The sequence below is a fragment of the Acinetobacter sp. WCHAc060033 genome (assembly GCF_004209125.1).
GTDB lineage: Bacteria > Pseudomonadota > Gammaproteobacteria > Pseudomonadales > Moraxellaceae > Acinetobacter > Acinetobacter wuhouensis.
Genome location: NZ_SGSW01000024.1, coordinates 1 through 15,479 on the forward strand (window position 1 = coordinate 1; position 15,479 = coordinate 15,479).

Below are 15,479 nucleotides of genomic sequence, written 5' to 3' on the forward strand. Positions count from 1 at the left end.
TCCCTGAATTAAAATCATTGATGTAAGACTCCGTTTAAAACTTAAAAATCTTTCTATATTTTTTAGTACGTAGTGTCAGTTATTTAGTTGGATATATGAGGTAATACAATGCGTTATAAATCAGGCTATAAAGCTGAGAAACGTCAAGAGTTATTGGACATCAGTGGTCAAATTGCCAAAAAAAATGGCTTTAGTGCCACAGGTGTAGACAGTTTTATGAAAGCTGCAGGTGTGACCAGCGGTGCTTTTTATTCTCACTTTTCATCTAAATCTGATTTATTCAAAGCTTTGATTGAAAATGAATTACAACACAGTCTTCAAATGTGGCAAGACAATCCACATCAAGACGATGCTGAAGCATGGATGGACTTTGAACTCAATCGCTACCTGTCAATTTCTCATGTAGAACGTCCTGATCATGGCTGTGTATTGCCGACTTTAGCCAGTGAAGTTGCTCGTTCTGAGATTGACATAAAACAAGTGTATCAAGCTGAACTACTCCGTGGTCAGCACCTTTTTATGAAACATTTGGGCAGTGAAGAAAAAGCATGGGCAGTCATGTGCCAATTGGTCGGAGCAATACTGATGGCACGTAGCATGGCGGATGAATCGATCAAATTGCTGATTTTAGAATCAAGCAAACAGTGTATTAAAGCCATGTTGCAAAAGGCATCATAATTTTATATTTAAGCTCACTATAAACTGCTATAAATACCCTATATTCCTTATAAAACCGTATAAATCATGACTGCTCCAACATCCGCTTTGCCTAAAACGATCTATGCAATTCAACATTTAGCTTTTGAAGATTTGGGTATTATTGAAGATACCTTTTATGAACACGATTATCGGGTTCGCTACTTTGAGGCAGGTGTTGATGATTTAAAAAAAGCTTTTGAATTTGAGGGCTTGGTAATTATTTTAGGTGGTCCGATTGGGGTCTATGAAACTGAAGACTATCCATTTTTAAATGATGAAATTGCCTATTTAAAACAACGTTTAGCAAAAAACTTACCCACGATTGGGATTTGTTTAGGTGCACAACTGATTGCCCATGCTTTGGGGGCGAAAGTTTATGCAGGACACCAGGAAGAAATTGGTTGGTCTAAATTAAAGATTCAAAATATTCCAAATAACCCGTTATTGCCTTTGGAAAATACTGAAGTTTTGCATTGGCATGGTGATACTTTTGATTTGCCTGAACATGCTGAATTATTGGCGAGTTCTGAAATTTACCCGAATCAAGCTTTTAGAATCGGACAAAATATTTTAGCGCTGCAATTCCATGTCGAAGTGGCTGCTGACAGTATGGAAAAATGGCTCATTGGTCATACGTGTGAACTTCGTAAAGCTGAAATCAATATTCCACAGCTTAGACGTGATAATGAAAAATATGCACCAATTTTAGAAACCAAATCTCCGCAGGTTTTAGCGAACGTTATGAACCAGTTAAGTTTTTAATTTTTTATGTGACAAAAAAGCACTCAAATTGAGTGCTTTCTTTTAAAGATCTGTTTGTCCCGTCCTGAAATAAGTTTACACATTAGAGACTTATTTTATGGAACAAGATCAAAAGCAAAGAGTTAAACGAACTCAAAGAGATTATTCCTTTGCCTTTAAAATGATGGTTATTCATGAAGTTGAAAAAGGGCAAATTACCTATAAGCAAGTACAAGCAAAATATGGTATTCAAGGTAGATCAACTGTTTTAGTCTGGCTACGTAAGTTCGGACAACAAGATTGGACTTCTAAAAACATGCCAAAATCATCAAAACGCCAACTCACTCCGCAACAACGTATTCGTCAGTTAGAAAAGCAATTGGCTGAGGAAAAACTCAAGACAGAGTTTGTTGAAGATGTGATTTATCACTTAGATAAAGAATGTGGGACGGATTTTCAAAAAAAGTATATAGAGCACGTTTCGAAGATTGGAAAAGCAAAAGAAGACTAAGTGTTACTCGCTTATGTCAATGGCTTGGAATTTCAAGACAAGCCTACTATCAATCGGAAAATCGTGCTCAAGTTCTGGCTCAAAAAACGCAGCAAGTGATTGATCTTGTGATGCATTATCGTTATTTAATGCCGAGCATTGGTACTCGTAAGTTGTATTGGTTGTAAGTTGTATTGGTTAATTAAACCGAAACTCATAGAGCTCGGTCTAAAGTTTGGTCGAGATCAATTATTTAAGATATTGAAAGAAAATAACTTATTAATTCGACCTAAACGTCGTTATACCAAAACGACAGATAGTAAACATTGGATGAAGAAACATCCTAATTTATTGAAAGACTACAAACCCGTACAAGTGAATGAGGTTCTTGTTAGTGATATTACGTATGTCGAAAGTGCTGAAGGTGTGCATTATTTATCATTGGTCACAGATGCTTATACCCGACAGATTAAAGGCTATAAATTATCGAAAGATATGAAAGCAGAGAGCGTGGTACAAGCTTTTGAAATGGCAATGAAACACTCAACAGATCGATCCACTGTGATGATTCATCATTCAGATCGAGGTTCACAATATTGTTCTGAGTTATATCAATCAGCTTTGAATAAGCATGGAGTTACTCCATCGATGACAGACGGACATGACTGTTACCAGAATGCGCTTGCTGAAAGAGTGAATGGTATATTGAAGCAAGAGTTTTTAACAACACGCTGTAATACGATGGAGGAATTGAATCAATTAATTATAGAATCGGTAGAGATTTATAACTGTTATAGACCGCATTTGAGCTTGGAGATGTTAACTCCAAATCAAATGTATGAGAAAGCAAAAACCGAGCTAATTGCTTAACTCGGTTTTAAATGAAATACTGTCAATCTATTTCAGGACGAAACAGTTTTACAAAAATTATTTTGCTACAGAAGCTTCTGTTGTGATGTTTACAGTGATTTTATCACCCACGTTAGGCACATAAGCACCTACACCAAATGCAGAACGATCAAATGAAGTCGTTGCATTGAAACCTACTGTTTCTGCTTTAGTCATTGGGTGCGCACCTGTTTTGTTTAAAACAGCATCTAAAACAACAGGTTTAGTCACATCTTTCACAGTTAAATTACCTGTGATTTTGTATTTATTTTTACCTAAAGCTTGAACTTTAGTACTTTTAAAAGTGATGTTTGGATATTTTTCAGCATCAAAGAAATCAGCTGTTTTTAAGTGCTCATCCAAAGCTTTAACGTTTGTATTTAAGCTTGATAATGGAATCGTTACATTCACAGAAGAATCAGCAGGTTTAGCTGTATCTACAGAAATCGTTCCTTGGATATCGCTAAAGTTTGCAGACGGTGTAGAAAAACCAAAGTGATTCCAAGTAAATACAGTTGCTGTATGCGTAGGATCAATTTTGTAGTCTACTGGTTTAGCGACAGTAAAAGTTGCTACAGAAGCGATCGCCAAGCCTAATGTTAATGATTTAAAGTTCATGTTCTTAATCTCTCTTTGGAATGATTGCTATTCTATACGCTTCACATTTTAATTCACTGTTATTGCTAATACGTTATGTTGCATATATGCAACGATTCTGCACCCTGAATCACCTCAGGTTTTAAACCTATGTTTTCACATAAAATACTGACAATATAAATAAACAAGAAGCAGAATTAAACTTAAGTCAGAAAATAGATCAAGAAATTACACTAGAGTTTTCATCTAATTTTCGTTATCTATAGTATTAAATATTCTATTTGGTAAATTTGAATGGTTCATTCCGCACAAGCGCTCAGCATCCAAACACCGTATCGTGTCACACTTAGCAATCCACAAGGTCATACGTGGTATGCCGATGAACCTTTGGATAAAGGTGGTAAAGATACCGCACCAAATCCGATGCAAATTTTACTCTCGGCTTTAGGCGCATGTACTACGGTGACTTTAGAAATGTATGCCAACCACAAAGGCATTCAACTCGACCATGTGCAAGTTGATTTGGCTTTGAATCCTGAGGGTGATCCCGAAGCTGGTCATAACAATATCGTGAGAAAAATCACCTTAAAAGGTCAATTCACGGAAGATCAACACAAACGCCTATTAAAAGTCGCTGAAAGTTGCCCTGTTCACAAATTATTAACCTCAAATATTCAAATCCAGTCTGAATTAATTGTTGAATAATTGAAAACTTAAGCCAATTATCAACTTATTCAGCACTGAATAATTGAGTTTACATTCGGTTTAAACTGACAATATCAAGACGTTTAATTCAATTGTCAGTTTAAATCAGAACCATCACATTTGAACAAAAGCACCCTCATTTTAGGCGATATTTACATAAAATAGTTTGTTAAAAAATAACCCGCTACAACACCAATAAATGAATACAACACCATGATAAAGAAGACAAAACTAGTTTTATTTTTCTTTCTTAAAAACTTCATCATATTGAAGGTCTCACATTTCAAAAATAAAAAGATATTTTAGTATAACTGCCTAGCAATGCGTAGATGCACTTCTTCACAAAGAAACTATAACAGATGTGGAAATTCGCAGCATATCTGTTATACACATTTTAGCTGTAAGCAATCTTAAGAAAGTTCATTATTTCTGTGCAAACAATGTAGCGCAAACGTTATCAATCAAGATATTGTCATTAATTATCAATAAAATAACCACATTTGACAATATAAGAGGTTTTTACTTTTGGAAAAGTTTGCTTTTATCCAAAACATTCAAGATTGGTCTGATCAATATCCTTGGTTAGAAATGCTCACTTCACTGGGGATCCTGATTGGTTTCGCTTTATTGGCAAACTTTGTTGCTAAACAAGTTGTTGTGCGTGGCATCCGAAAGCTGATTGAAAAATTAAAATTCGCCAATAGCGACATTTTATCTCAGCATAGTGTCATTCGCCGCATTGCCAATATTGTTCCCGCCATTGTAATCATTAATGGTATTGTCACTGTTCCACATTTATCAGAAAAAATGATTTCTGTGGTACAAATGCTTGGTCAAGCCTTTATTTTTGTAACCATTGCGTTGGCAATCAGTGAATTTCTGAGCATTTTCAATTTAGTCTATCAAAAAAATCCTAAGTCTCGTAATAAGCCAATCAAGGGATATTTACAGTTAGTTAAACTGATCATTTATATCGTTTGTGGCTTATTGATTTTAGGCACATTCCTGAAAAAAGATGTATTCAGTTTACTTGCAGGCTTTGGTGCAATGGCTGCGGTACTGATGTTGGTATTTCAAAATACCATTTTATCTTTGGTTGCTTCTGTTCAAATCTCATCTTATGACATGGTACGCATTGGTGATTGGATCGAAATGCCTTCTTTAAATGCTGATGGCGATGTGATCGATATGTCACTTCATACCATTACCGTGCAAAATTTTGATAAGACTTTTACCACCATTCCCACCAATAAATTGGTCACGGATACGTTTAAAAATTGGCGTGGGATGAAACAAGTTGGTGCGAGACGTATCAAGCGTTCTATTTTTATTGATCAAAATAGTGTGCATTTTTTAAGTGCACAGGAGCAAAATAAATTTAAATCATTTTTATTGCTGGATTCTTATCTGAATGAAAAACAAAACGAGCTGAAAGCGTTTAATCAGCAATTCTTAAATGATGCAATGCTTAACCAACGTCGTTTGACCAATATTGGAACCTTTCGTGCTTATGTGACTGCCTATTTGAAGCAACATTCAGGAATTTCACAAACGCAAACTGTCATGGTACGTCAAATGCAGCCCACCAGTGAGGGTTTACCTTTGGAAATTTATGCGTTTGCTAACACCACGATTTGGGGTGATTATGAGATGATTCAATCTGATATTTTTGATCATCTGATGGCGATCTTACCTGAGTTTGGTTTAAAAATTTATCAAGCACCGTCTGGCTCTGATTTGCAAGCGATGTTTCAGCAAAATCATGTTGTGAATCACGATCAGCATTTTTCGTCTTAATAAATAACCTGTGTTCGAAGTGGATTTTCACCAACTTTCGATACGCGGAATCGTCCTTCGCAATTGTTTGAGGCAGGACTAAACCTACAGGTTAATGTTTTTGCGATAATTTTGATATGTTTCGGTATGTGTCGAGTTCTGCGAAGGACAATGGTTTTGGTTACTTTTGCCGAAACAAAAGTAACTCCAACCGAAGGTTAATCCCCGATATATGAACAAAAACAATGAGACTCCGTCACAATGAACTTTATATAAATTATTAAAATAACTTATCAAACTCACATTAAATATTCAATTCATTGCACTTAGTTTGGGTGCAATGAGGGTTTCGTTATTCTGATTTTAAATTTTTTATTACACATAAAACTAAAGCCCCTTTCGGGGCTTTTCAATCTTATAGCTTCTCAACCAAGATACGGTCAATTTGCTTTAAACCAGTTTGCTTTTCATGGTTCTTACGACGAATTTTAATCAACTTGTCTTCTTGAAAATCCTGAAGTAACAACTCTACAGCAACCATTGATTCAAGTGGTAAATCTTGTCCGATCCACTTTTGCTCACCTGCATCCATTAAAGTGATTTCGTCACTAATTTGCTCATAAAGGCTCATATTTTCCTCACTTATGGAATTTAATCCATCATATCTCATGAAAACGAAATGACGCAGGACACTATATACCTTTTAATAAAAACTGCCAGCTCTTTCCTCTCTATTTCAGCATCATCATATAAGCTTTTAAATTAAAACAATTTTATAAATTTAAAATCACCTATTTTAATTCATGAGCAAGTCACTGGAGTCAACAATAAATCAGCATTCCGATTTACAAAATGATATGGGGCACCATAAGCATCTGCGTTGAATTGGATTTTTTTTGCACTTAATATGGCTTGTTTAAATTTTTCAAATTCTACAGCACTTTGCAAAAATGGATTTCCGTAGCTTTGACCATCCAAAGCAATATCAAGATCATTCTGCTCTGCATTTAAACGATCTAGTCCACGATGATCCTCTATCACAAATTTACTTTTTTCATCAGGTTCTATGCAACTCAGGCTCAAATTTAAAATCGCCCTTTTATCATTCATATTGATCAACATTTTATCGCTGGCTTTCTGATATTTTTCAGGATATTCAAGCTCTACATAAGTCCAATGCCCTATAACGACCTTTGATAAAAGTGCTTGCTCAAATTTTCCTTTATCATCCCACTGAACTTTGATTGTTTTTTCAAAAGCTTGCACTTGGGTCAATGCATTCAATCCAATCAAAGTGCCGATCATAAATGACTTTATACGAACCATAAGACTGTCCTTTTTTATTTTTTGTTCTCATAAAATATAAACTGTGCCGAAGCAAAGCATGGTAATCATTTGTATTTCTTTTCAAGCCAAAGTCAAATAACGATACTTTTAAACTTTTTTTCAAAAAAAAACGCTCCAATTTTGGAGCGTTTTTTAAACAGAAAATTTAATGATTTAAATCAAGCTGTTAATTCTTTTACTGCTGCAACAACGGCTTCAGTGGTAATACCGAAGTGTTGATACAAATCTTTCGCAGGTGCAGATTCGCCATAAGTCGTCATACCGATCACACGACCGTCAAGACCTACAAATTTCCACCAATAATCTACATGTGCAGCTTCAACCGCAACACGCGCACGAATGTTTGACGGAAGAACTGCTTCACGATAAGCAGCATCTTGTTTTACAAACTCTTCAGCACATGGCATAGACACAACACGTACACCTTCAAGTTGCGCATACGCTTCCATTGCCAAGCCCACTTCTGAACCTGTTGCAATGATGATCGCTTTCAATTCCCCTTTTTCTTCAGCCAATACATAACCACCTTTCGCAACATCAGCAATTTGTGCTTCTGTACGTGTTTGGAATGCTAAGTTTTGACGAGAGAAAATTAACGCTGTAGGACCTTCTTTACGTTCTAAAGCAGATTTCCAAGAAATAGATGCTTCTACAGTGTCACATGGACGCCAAGTATTTAAATTTGGAGTACCACGTAAAGATGCAATTTGCTCTACAGGTTGGTGTGTAGGACCATCTTCACCTAGGCCAATTGAGTCATGCGTATACACATGAATCACACGTTGTTTCATCAATGCAGACATACGCACTGCATTACGCGCATATTCCATAAACATCAGGAATGTAGCAACATAAGGAATGAAACCACCGTGTAAAGCGACACCATTGGCAATCGCAGTCATACCGAATTCACGTACACCATAATGTACATAATTACCCGCAGCATCAGACTCAACGCCTTTTGCGCCTTTCCAAAGTGTCAGGTTTGAACCCGCTAAATCAGCAGAACCACCTAAAATTTCAGGCAATAATGGTGCAAATGCTTGGATTGCATTTTGGCTTGCTTTACGTGTTGCGATGGTTTCGCCTTTTGCATTCACTTCCGCAATATAAGCATCTGCTTTAGCAGCGAAATCAGCAGGTAAATCACCTTCTAAACGACGCTTAAGTTCAGCCGCTTCAGTTGGATATTTTGCAGCATAAGCAGCAAAAGTTTCATTCCAAGCTGCTTCAGAAGCAGTACCTTTTGCTTTAGCATCCCAAGACGTATAGACATCTTCAGGAATTACAAACGCTTCTTCTGTCCAGCCTAAAGCTTCACGGGTTAATGCAATTTCATCATTACCCAGTGGCGCACCGTGACAATCTTCTTTACCTTGTTTATTTGGTGAACCTAAACCGATCACCGTTTTACACATGATCAATGTTGGTTTAGTCGTTTCAGCTTTTGCTTCAACAGTTGCAGCACGAATTGCATCAGCATCGTGACCATCAACTTTAAGCACTTGCCAACCATACGCTAAGAAACGCTGTTCTGTATCGTCAGAGAACCAACCTTCTACTTCACCGTCAATTGAGATGCCATTGTCATCATAATAAGCAACGAGCTTGCCTAGACCCAAAGTCCCTGCCAATGAACATGCTTCATGAGAAACACCTTCCATTAAGCAACCATCACCCAAGAAACAGTAAGTGAAATGATCTACAACTTTGATGTCTTCTTTGTTGAATTGAGCAGCTAAAGTTTTTTCAGCAAGTGCAAAACCAACTGCATTGGCAATACCCTGACCCAATGGACCTGTGGTAGTTTCGATCCCAGGTGCATAGCCCAATTCTGGGTGACCTGGAGTTTTAGAATGTAATTGACGGAAAGATTTTAAATCTTCGATTGAAAGATCATAACCTGTCAAATGTAATAATGCATATTGAAGCATTGAGCCATGACCATTTGAAAGTACAAAACGGTCACGGTTCGCCCATTGTGGATTTGTTGGGTTGTGGTTTAAAAACTCACGCCATACCACATCAGCGATATCTGCCATCCCCATTGGTGCGCCTGGATGTCCAGAATTTGCTTTTTGCACAGCATCCATTGCGAGTACACGAATTGCATTGGCAATACGACGTTCATTCAGCGGGGTTGTCATAAATCTCAGTCCAATAATGGGTTAATAAATGTAGAAGATGAATACAAATTCAATAACGATCTATTGTCTTAAAAAAATATGTAAGCGTAAAGACTAATAATCTATATTTAACGTGCTTACACACAAGAGAACAAAAAATAGGCAAAATTTAGCAAAAAATCTAATTTCTTAGTCAACCTAAAATATCTTTTGAGAAACGAATTTGATTTCGACCCTCCGCCTTTGCTTGATACAAAGCGATATCGGCACTATTTAAAGCATCTTTTACATTGATACCTTGATAAAGAAATGCGATTCCCATACTCGCAGTTACATTAAAGGTCGAATTATGTGTTAAAGGATGCTCAATTTCAGCTAAAGCAGCGATACAACGTTCTGCAATCGTTCTAGCTTTCTTTTCATCTGTATCGTTCAATATAATCAGAAATTCTTCACCACCATAACGCCCTAAAATATCAGTGCTACGAATATTCGCTTTCAGTACTTCTGCTGCAGAAATAAGAACTTGATCACCAATCAAATGCCCATAACGATCATTCACTTGCTTAAAATGATCCAAATCTAGCATCAAAATCGCATGCTTTTTCCCACGATCTAAGTGTTGTAAAATTTCAGTGAGCTTTCTTCGATTATAAACATCCGTTAGTGCATCAAATTGTACCAAATGTGCAATATAACTCTCTCGTTCACGCCATTGTTTTAAGATCAACAGCAATAGTAAAATACAAATGATTATTATTGGAAAAGTAAAATACGTAATCGAACCCATCCAAAAGCCATTTAAATATTCTGGCGTTCCAATGGTTTCAAAATTAAATAATGGCGCATTTACTAAATTCCCTTTTATGGTTTGATCACTGATCACACCAATGGTAATTGCTAAACTTGTAATAACAGAGAGCATCACCCGTACGTTAAATAGAATAAATCCTACAAACAAATAACAGACAGCATTAGTCATAGTATTAGGACTAAATACACCCGCCATATAAGCGTCAAAAATCAGTGTAAGTCCAAAAACATTGACAGAAAGATAAGGTAAAATAACCTCACCTTTCCTTGATTTGGAGATTAGCAATAATCCAACAATAAAAAGTACTGCAACAAATATCTCAAAAAATTCGATATATAGCTGTAATCTAACTTCTGATAAATGAACAAAAATCTGCACTTCAGGTGTCAGAAAAATATATGCTTTCCAAATAATCCAAAGAACTTTAATTTGAATAAAAAGTATAAAAACCAAAATACATTTCTGAATAGGATTCCAATTCAGAATCTTAAAATCATTTCCCATACGACTAGACAAAAAATGAACCAAAGATTGCATACAAAAAAAATCGCCTAAATCAGGATGCTTGTTATTTATTCAGTATAATACATCTGCAATCTTTCACGAATTAAATATCTAAAATTTATAGTTTTTTAAATAGCATAAAAATAACAAAGTTTCACACAAAGTAATAAAAATGAGTCAAAATACTCATTTTAAAAACAAAACAGCACCTATTTTAAAAATTTAATTCATTTCTAAAACTCAGCACTAAAAATATATCACTTAATTCTAGGATAATTTTTTAGGACTTTTTATCCATGATAAATATAAACTCATTTCAAAATCGAAATCGCATCTCTATTTAAAGAATTAAAGAGCCCTTAATAACTGATGTTACGCAGTAACATCAAATGCATATTTAAAATCTAGGAAAAATGGATACGCGATAACGTCATCCGCATCTGTCTGAGGCAGGACTACTTTTGAATATAAATGTTTCTGCGATGTATTCAATATTTTGACGGTAGCTGGCGAGTTCTGCGGTGAGGAGCAAAGCTCCGCAAGATGGTTTCCTTGCGCAGTTTCACTGCTCATTTTCCCGAAAGAAAAGTAAGTCCAGCGGAAGGCTAATCTCTAAATCAAATTTTTTGATGTAAGACTCTGCCAAGTAAGCTTTAAAACAATGCTGTTCTTTTGACGTGCGTAATATCAGTTAATAAGAAAAATTGATATGTTTATTCGTTTTAAAACCATCTAATTGAAATAATTTCATGCATTTTGGCTAAGATGTGCTAGTGCTTAGACTGAAGTCGATGTAACATAACGCGTCTTTATAAATTACTGCGATAGGACTTTCATGCGCGAGTATGCTGTTTTTACTTCGGAATCTGTGAGCGAAGGTCATCCTGACAAAATGGCTGACCAAATCAGTGACGCTATCTTGGATGCAATCTTAAAAGAAGACCCATATGCAAGGGTTGCATGCGAAACATTAGTAAAAACTGGTGCTGTCGTACTTGCGGGTGAAATCACAACAACTGCAAACGTAGATTTTGAAGCAATCGTACGTCATACAGTGAATGGTATTGGCTATCATCACACAGACTTAGGCTTTGATGGTTCTACGTGTGCTGTGATCAACATGATTGGTAAACAATCACCAGAGATTGCACAAGGTGTAGACCGCCAAAAACCTGAAGATCAAGGTGCGGGTGACCAAGGTTTAATGTTTGGTTATGCAAGCCGTGAAACTGATGTTTTAATGCCTGCTCCTATTTCATATGCACATCGTTTGATGGAAAAGCAAGCTGAATTGCGTCGTAATGGCACACTTCCATGGTTACGTCCAGATGCGAAAAGCCAAGTCACTTTCGCTTATGAAAATGGCAAACCCGTTCGTTTAGATGCTGTTGTACTTTCAACTCAGCACGATCCTGAGATTTCACAAGCGAATTTAAAAGAAGCTGTGATTGAAGAAATCGTGAAGAAAATCATTCCAGCTGAAATGTTCCATGCAGAAACCAAATTCCACATTAACCCAACAGGTTTATTTGTGATCGGTGGTCCTGTAGGTGACTGTGGTTTAACAGGTCGTAAGATCATCGTAGATACATACGGTGGTATGGCGCGTCACGGCGGTGGTGCTTTCTCTGGTAAAGATCCATCAAAAGTTGACCGTTCTGCGGCTTATGCAGGTCGTTATGTTGCAAAAAATATTGTTGCAGCTGGTCTTGCAGATAAATGTGAAATCCAAGTGTCTTATGCCATTGGTGTTGCTGAACCAACGTCTATTTCAATCAATACTTTCAATACAGGTAAAGTATCTGATGAGTTAATCGTTCAATTGGTTCGTGAACATTTTGACTTACGTCCATACGGTATTACTCGTATGTTGAACTTAATCCAACCAATGTATAAGCAAACAGCTGCTTATGGTCACTTTGGTCGTGAAGGTTCTAATACAGCCTTTACTTGGGAAAAAACAGACAAAGTTGAAGCATTAAAAGCTTCTGCTGGTCTATAATTTATACAAAATCCATCATTCTTATCCTAATTTGAAGTGATGACAAAAAAGCCCAATCTATTTATTGGGCTTTTTTAATTGTAAATTCATTACAATCTATAAAATAGTTCAAATCTATAAGTGCATCGGGATGATCACAAGTTCAATTTAAAAAGGTAAATCATTTCAAATAGCTTCGCTTTCATTAACCAGCCAAAGCACTTTCAATGTCTTTTTCTAAATCTTCAGGTTTAGTCGTTGGCGCATAACGGTTGAGTACTTCACCTTTTTTATTGATTAAAAATTTAGTGAAATTCCATTTTATACCATTGCCCAAAATTCCCTTACTGTTATTGGTTAAATAACGGAAGATCACATGTGCACTTGGGCCTTTTACATCAACCTTGGCGAACATCGGGAAACTCACCCCATAGTTACGTTGGCAATATTCACCGATTTGCTCGTTTGAACCAGGGTCTTGTCCACCAAACTGATTACATGGAAAACCCAAGACTTCAAAACCCTGATCTTTATATTTTTCATAAAGTTTTTCTAAGCCTGCAAATTGTGGAGTAAATCCACATTTACTCGCAGTATTTACGATCAATAAAACTTTCCCTTCATAATCTGAAAAAGATTTATTCTCGCCCTCTAACAGTTCAGCGTCAAACTGATAAACATTTGTCATGGATAAGTTTCCTCGTCGCCTTTTTCTTGTGTTTTTAATTCTAATGAAGCTGAATTCACGCAATAGCGTAAACCCGTTGGTTGAGGTCCATCTTCAAAGACATGCCCCAAATGCGCGTCACAGTGATGACATACGATCTCAACACGTTCCATACCATGTGAGTGATCATCATGTTCTTCTATAGCAGAATTGTTGATGGCTTTAAAGAAGCTTGGCCAACCACAACCACTGTCAAATTTTGACTCTGAAGTGAATAGTGGCTCTCCACAACATCGACATACATAAGTCCCATTCTGCTTGGTATTCCAATATTTTCCAGTAAATGCAGGCTCAGTCCCTTTTTGACGAGTAATTTTAAATTCCTCTGGTGATAACTCTCTTTGCCATTCTCTGTCTGTTTTATTGAGTTTTCCCATGATTATTTCCTTTACTATCATGCTACTTAAAATAGGTTAATCGTATATTTACGTTATTCATCTTAAAATTTCTAGTCCTAAGTTCACAATTTACAAAAGACTTACATCAGAACCAATAGCAAAAAGAAAGCAATATAAAAATTAAAGTGAGCAAATTAATTTAATTTATCCTTTTTTGTGAGCAATTTTAGTGTTAATCTAAGCGCTGTTCTTGCTCAGGATTAGAAAATGTCGCAAAAAAAGAGCGTTATTTTTAAAAATCTGCTCCCTGTGATTCGACAATATCAACAGGATGGATTTACCCATGAAAAAATTGTTGCCTTACTTAGAGACGAACATAATCTTGATCTCGTAACAACTGAAACATTTAAAAGTTATTTATATCGTTATGCAAAAGTGAACTCCACTCTTTCCGAGAACCTCAAAATGCCGAACAGTATCCAAACCCCACGCGAAATAAAAAAATCGTCTAAGCTCGAGCATGTATGCTACGACATCCGTGGACCTGTGTTACGAGCGGCCAATGAGATGGAAGAAGCGGGTCATAAAATTATCAAGCTCAATATTGGCAACCCTGCCCCATTTGGCTTTGAAGCGCCACAAGAAATTATCAATGATGTGGCTTTAAATCTACCAAATGCAATTGGTTATACCGACTCAAAAGGGATTTTTCCTGCACGTAAAGCAATCTGTCAGTATTATCAACAGAAAGGCATTCTCAATATGCATGTCAATGATGTGTATGTCGGGAATGGTGTATCTGAACTGATCGTAATGGCGATGCAAGGTCTATTGGATGATGGCGATGAAATGCTGATTCCAATGCCTGACTATCCACTGTGGACTGCTGCAGTGAATCTTTCAGGCGGTACTGCGATTCACTATAAATGTGATGACCAAAATTACTGGTACCCTGATATTGCAGATATGGAAAGCAAAATCACCCCGAATACGCGCGGGATCGTGATTATTAACCCAAATAACCCAACAGGTTCCGTTTATCCACGTCATGTTTTAGAGCAAATTGTTGCACTGGCTAAGAAATACGATTTGATTTTATTTGCAGATGAAATTTATGACAAAATCGTTTATGACGGTATTGAACATGTATCTGTTGCTGCGCTTGCAGGTAATCAATTATGTATTTCATTTAATGGCTTATCTAAAGCGTATCGTATTGCGGGCTATCGTTCAGGTTGGATGGCGATCACAGGTGATAAATCTCGTGCTGCCGACTATATTGAAGGTTTAGACATGCTGGCTTCTATGCGCTTGTGTGCGAATCATCAAGCACAGTATGCGATCCAAACAGCACTTGGTGGTTATCAGTCGATCAATGATTTGATTCGTCCAGGTGGTCGTTTATACGAACAACGTAATATTGCATGGGAAATGTTGAATGACATTCCAGGTGTAAGTTGTGTAAAACCTGAGGGTGCAATGTACTGTTTCCCTCGCCTAGATCCTGAAATCTATCCAATTGAAGATGATGAGAAATTCATGTTAGATTTCTTAAAAGCAGAAAAAGTGCTTTTAGTTCAGGGAACTGGATTTAACTGGCCAACCCCTGATCATTTCCGTGTGGTGTTCTTACCTGCTGAAAATGAATTGCGTGAAGCATTAACCCGTTTAAGTCGCTTCTTGGCTAAAATGCGTTAATTCTCAACAATAAAATAATAGGCACTCCACTGAGTGCCTTTTTTACGT

General features: G+C 36.6%; 13 protein-coding genes and 1 pseudogene. 7 read left to right on the top strand and 7 right to left on the bottom strand.

All coding sequences use genetic code 11. The features are described 5' to 3' along the window. Positions 1-108: 108 nt before the first annotated feature. The 3 genes and pseudogenes from EXE10_RS11885 (at position 109) to EXE10_RS11895 (ending at position 2,800) form a co-directional block, all read left to right on the top strand. Positions 109-678 carry a TetR/AcrR family transcriptional regulator gene (locus EXE10_RS11885; RefSeq protein WP_130113520.1) on the top strand — a complete coding sequence of 190 codons (570 nt, stop codon included), beginning with the start codon at positions 109-111 and terminating at the stop codon, positions 676-678. Positions 679-744: 66 nt separating this feature from the next. Beyond that, positions 745-1,461, top strand: coding sequence for a glutamine amidotransferase (locus EXE10_RS11890; protein ID WP_130113521.1), 717 nt, complete (start codon positions 745-747; stop codon positions 1,459-1,461). A gap of 97 nt (positions 1,462-1,558) precedes the next feature. Beyond that, positions 1,559-2,800: pseudogene (locus EXE10_RS11895) on the top strand (IS3 family transposase). 57 nt (positions 2,801-2,857) lie between these two features. On the opposite strand, the gene EXE10_RS11900 reads toward EXE10_RS11895, so the two are convergent. Further along, positions 2,858-3,436, bottom strand: a complete 579-nt coding sequence (locus tag EXE10_RS11900; protein ID WP_068976153.1) for a YceI family protein — start codon at positions 3,434-3,436, stop codon at positions 2,858-2,860. 273 nt (positions 3,437-3,709) lie between these two features. Here EXE10_RS11900 and EXE10_RS11905 point away from each other — a divergent pair, with 273 nt between their 5' ends. Both EXE10_RS11905 and EXE10_RS11910 read left to right on the top strand, forming a co-directional pair. Continuing rightward, positions 3,710-4,120: an OsmC family protein gene (locus EXE10_RS11905; RefSeq protein WP_068976154.1), complete on the top strand. Its 411-nt coding sequence runs from the start codon at positions 3,710-3,712 to the stop codon at positions 4,118-4,120. 525 nt (positions 4,121-4,645) lie between these two features. After that, the gene (locus EXE10_RS11910; protein WP_130113522.1) at positions 4,646-5,917 is read left to right on the top strand and encodes a mechanosensitive ion channel family protein; all 1,272 of its coding nucleotides are present in this window, start codon (positions 4,646-4,648) and stop codon (positions 5,915-5,917) included. Positions 5,918-6,311: 394 nt separating this feature from the next. Here EXE10_RS11910 and EXE10_RS11915 read toward each other — a convergent pair whose 3' ends face one another. From EXE10_RS11915 to EXE10_RS11930, 4 genes are all read right to left on the bottom strand, one after another. Next, complete coding sequence (locus tag EXE10_RS11915) at positions 6,312-6,527, bottom strand: hypothetical protein (protein ID WP_068976156.1); 216 nt, start codon at positions 6,525-6,527, stop codon at positions 6,312-6,314. Positions 6,528-6,697: 170 nt separating this feature from the next. Continuing rightward, entirely contained in the window at positions 6,698-7,222 is a 525-nt protein-coding gene (locus tag EXE10_RS11920) for a hypothetical protein (protein ID WP_130113523.1), read from the bottom strand. A gap of 179 nt (positions 7,223-7,401) precedes the next feature. Beyond that, positions 7,402-9,390, bottom strand: coding sequence for a transketolase (gene tkt / locus EXE10_RS11925; RefSeq protein WP_130113524.1), 1,989 nt, complete (start codon positions 9,388-9,390; stop codon positions 7,402-7,404). Positions 9,391-9,562: 172 nt separating this feature from the next. Beyond that, positions 9,563-10,720, bottom strand: coding sequence for a GGDEF domain-containing protein (locus tag EXE10_RS11930; RefSeq protein WP_130113525.1), 1,158 nt, complete (start codon positions 10,718-10,720; stop codon positions 9,563-9,565). Between the two features lie 802 nt (positions 10,721-11,522). On the opposite strand from EXE10_RS11930, the gene metK reads away from it, so the two are divergent. Next, positions 11,523-12,689, top strand: coding sequence for a methionine adenosyltransferase (metK, locus tag EXE10_RS11935; RefSeq protein WP_130113526.1), 1,167 nt, complete (start codon positions 11,523-11,525; stop codon positions 12,687-12,689). A gap of 184 nt (positions 12,690-12,873) precedes the next feature. Here the strand turns inward: metK and EXE10_RS11940 are convergent, their stop codons facing one another. Then, positions 12,874-13,356: a glutathione peroxidase gene (locus EXE10_RS11940; RefSeq protein WP_068976161.1), complete on the bottom strand. Its 483-nt coding sequence runs from the start codon at positions 13,354-13,356 to the stop codon at positions 12,874-12,876. After that, positions 13,353-13,772, bottom strand: coding sequence for a peptide-methionine (R)-S-oxide reductase MsrB (msrB, locus tag EXE10_RS11945; protein ID WP_068976162.1), 420 nt, complete (start codon positions 13,770-13,772; stop codon positions 13,353-13,355). The genes EXE10_RS11940 and msrB overlap by 4 nt, the downstream gene beginning before the upstream one ends. A gap of 228 nt (positions 13,773-14,000) precedes the next feature. Between msrB and EXE10_RS11950 the strand changes: the two genes are divergently transcribed. Continuing rightward, positions 14,001-15,431, top strand: a complete 1,431-nt coding sequence (locus tag EXE10_RS11950) for a pyridoxal phosphate-dependent aminotransferase (RefSeq protein ID WP_068976163.1) — start codon at positions 14,001-14,003, stop codon at positions 15,429-15,431. Positions 15,432-15,479: the final 48 nt, after the last annotated feature.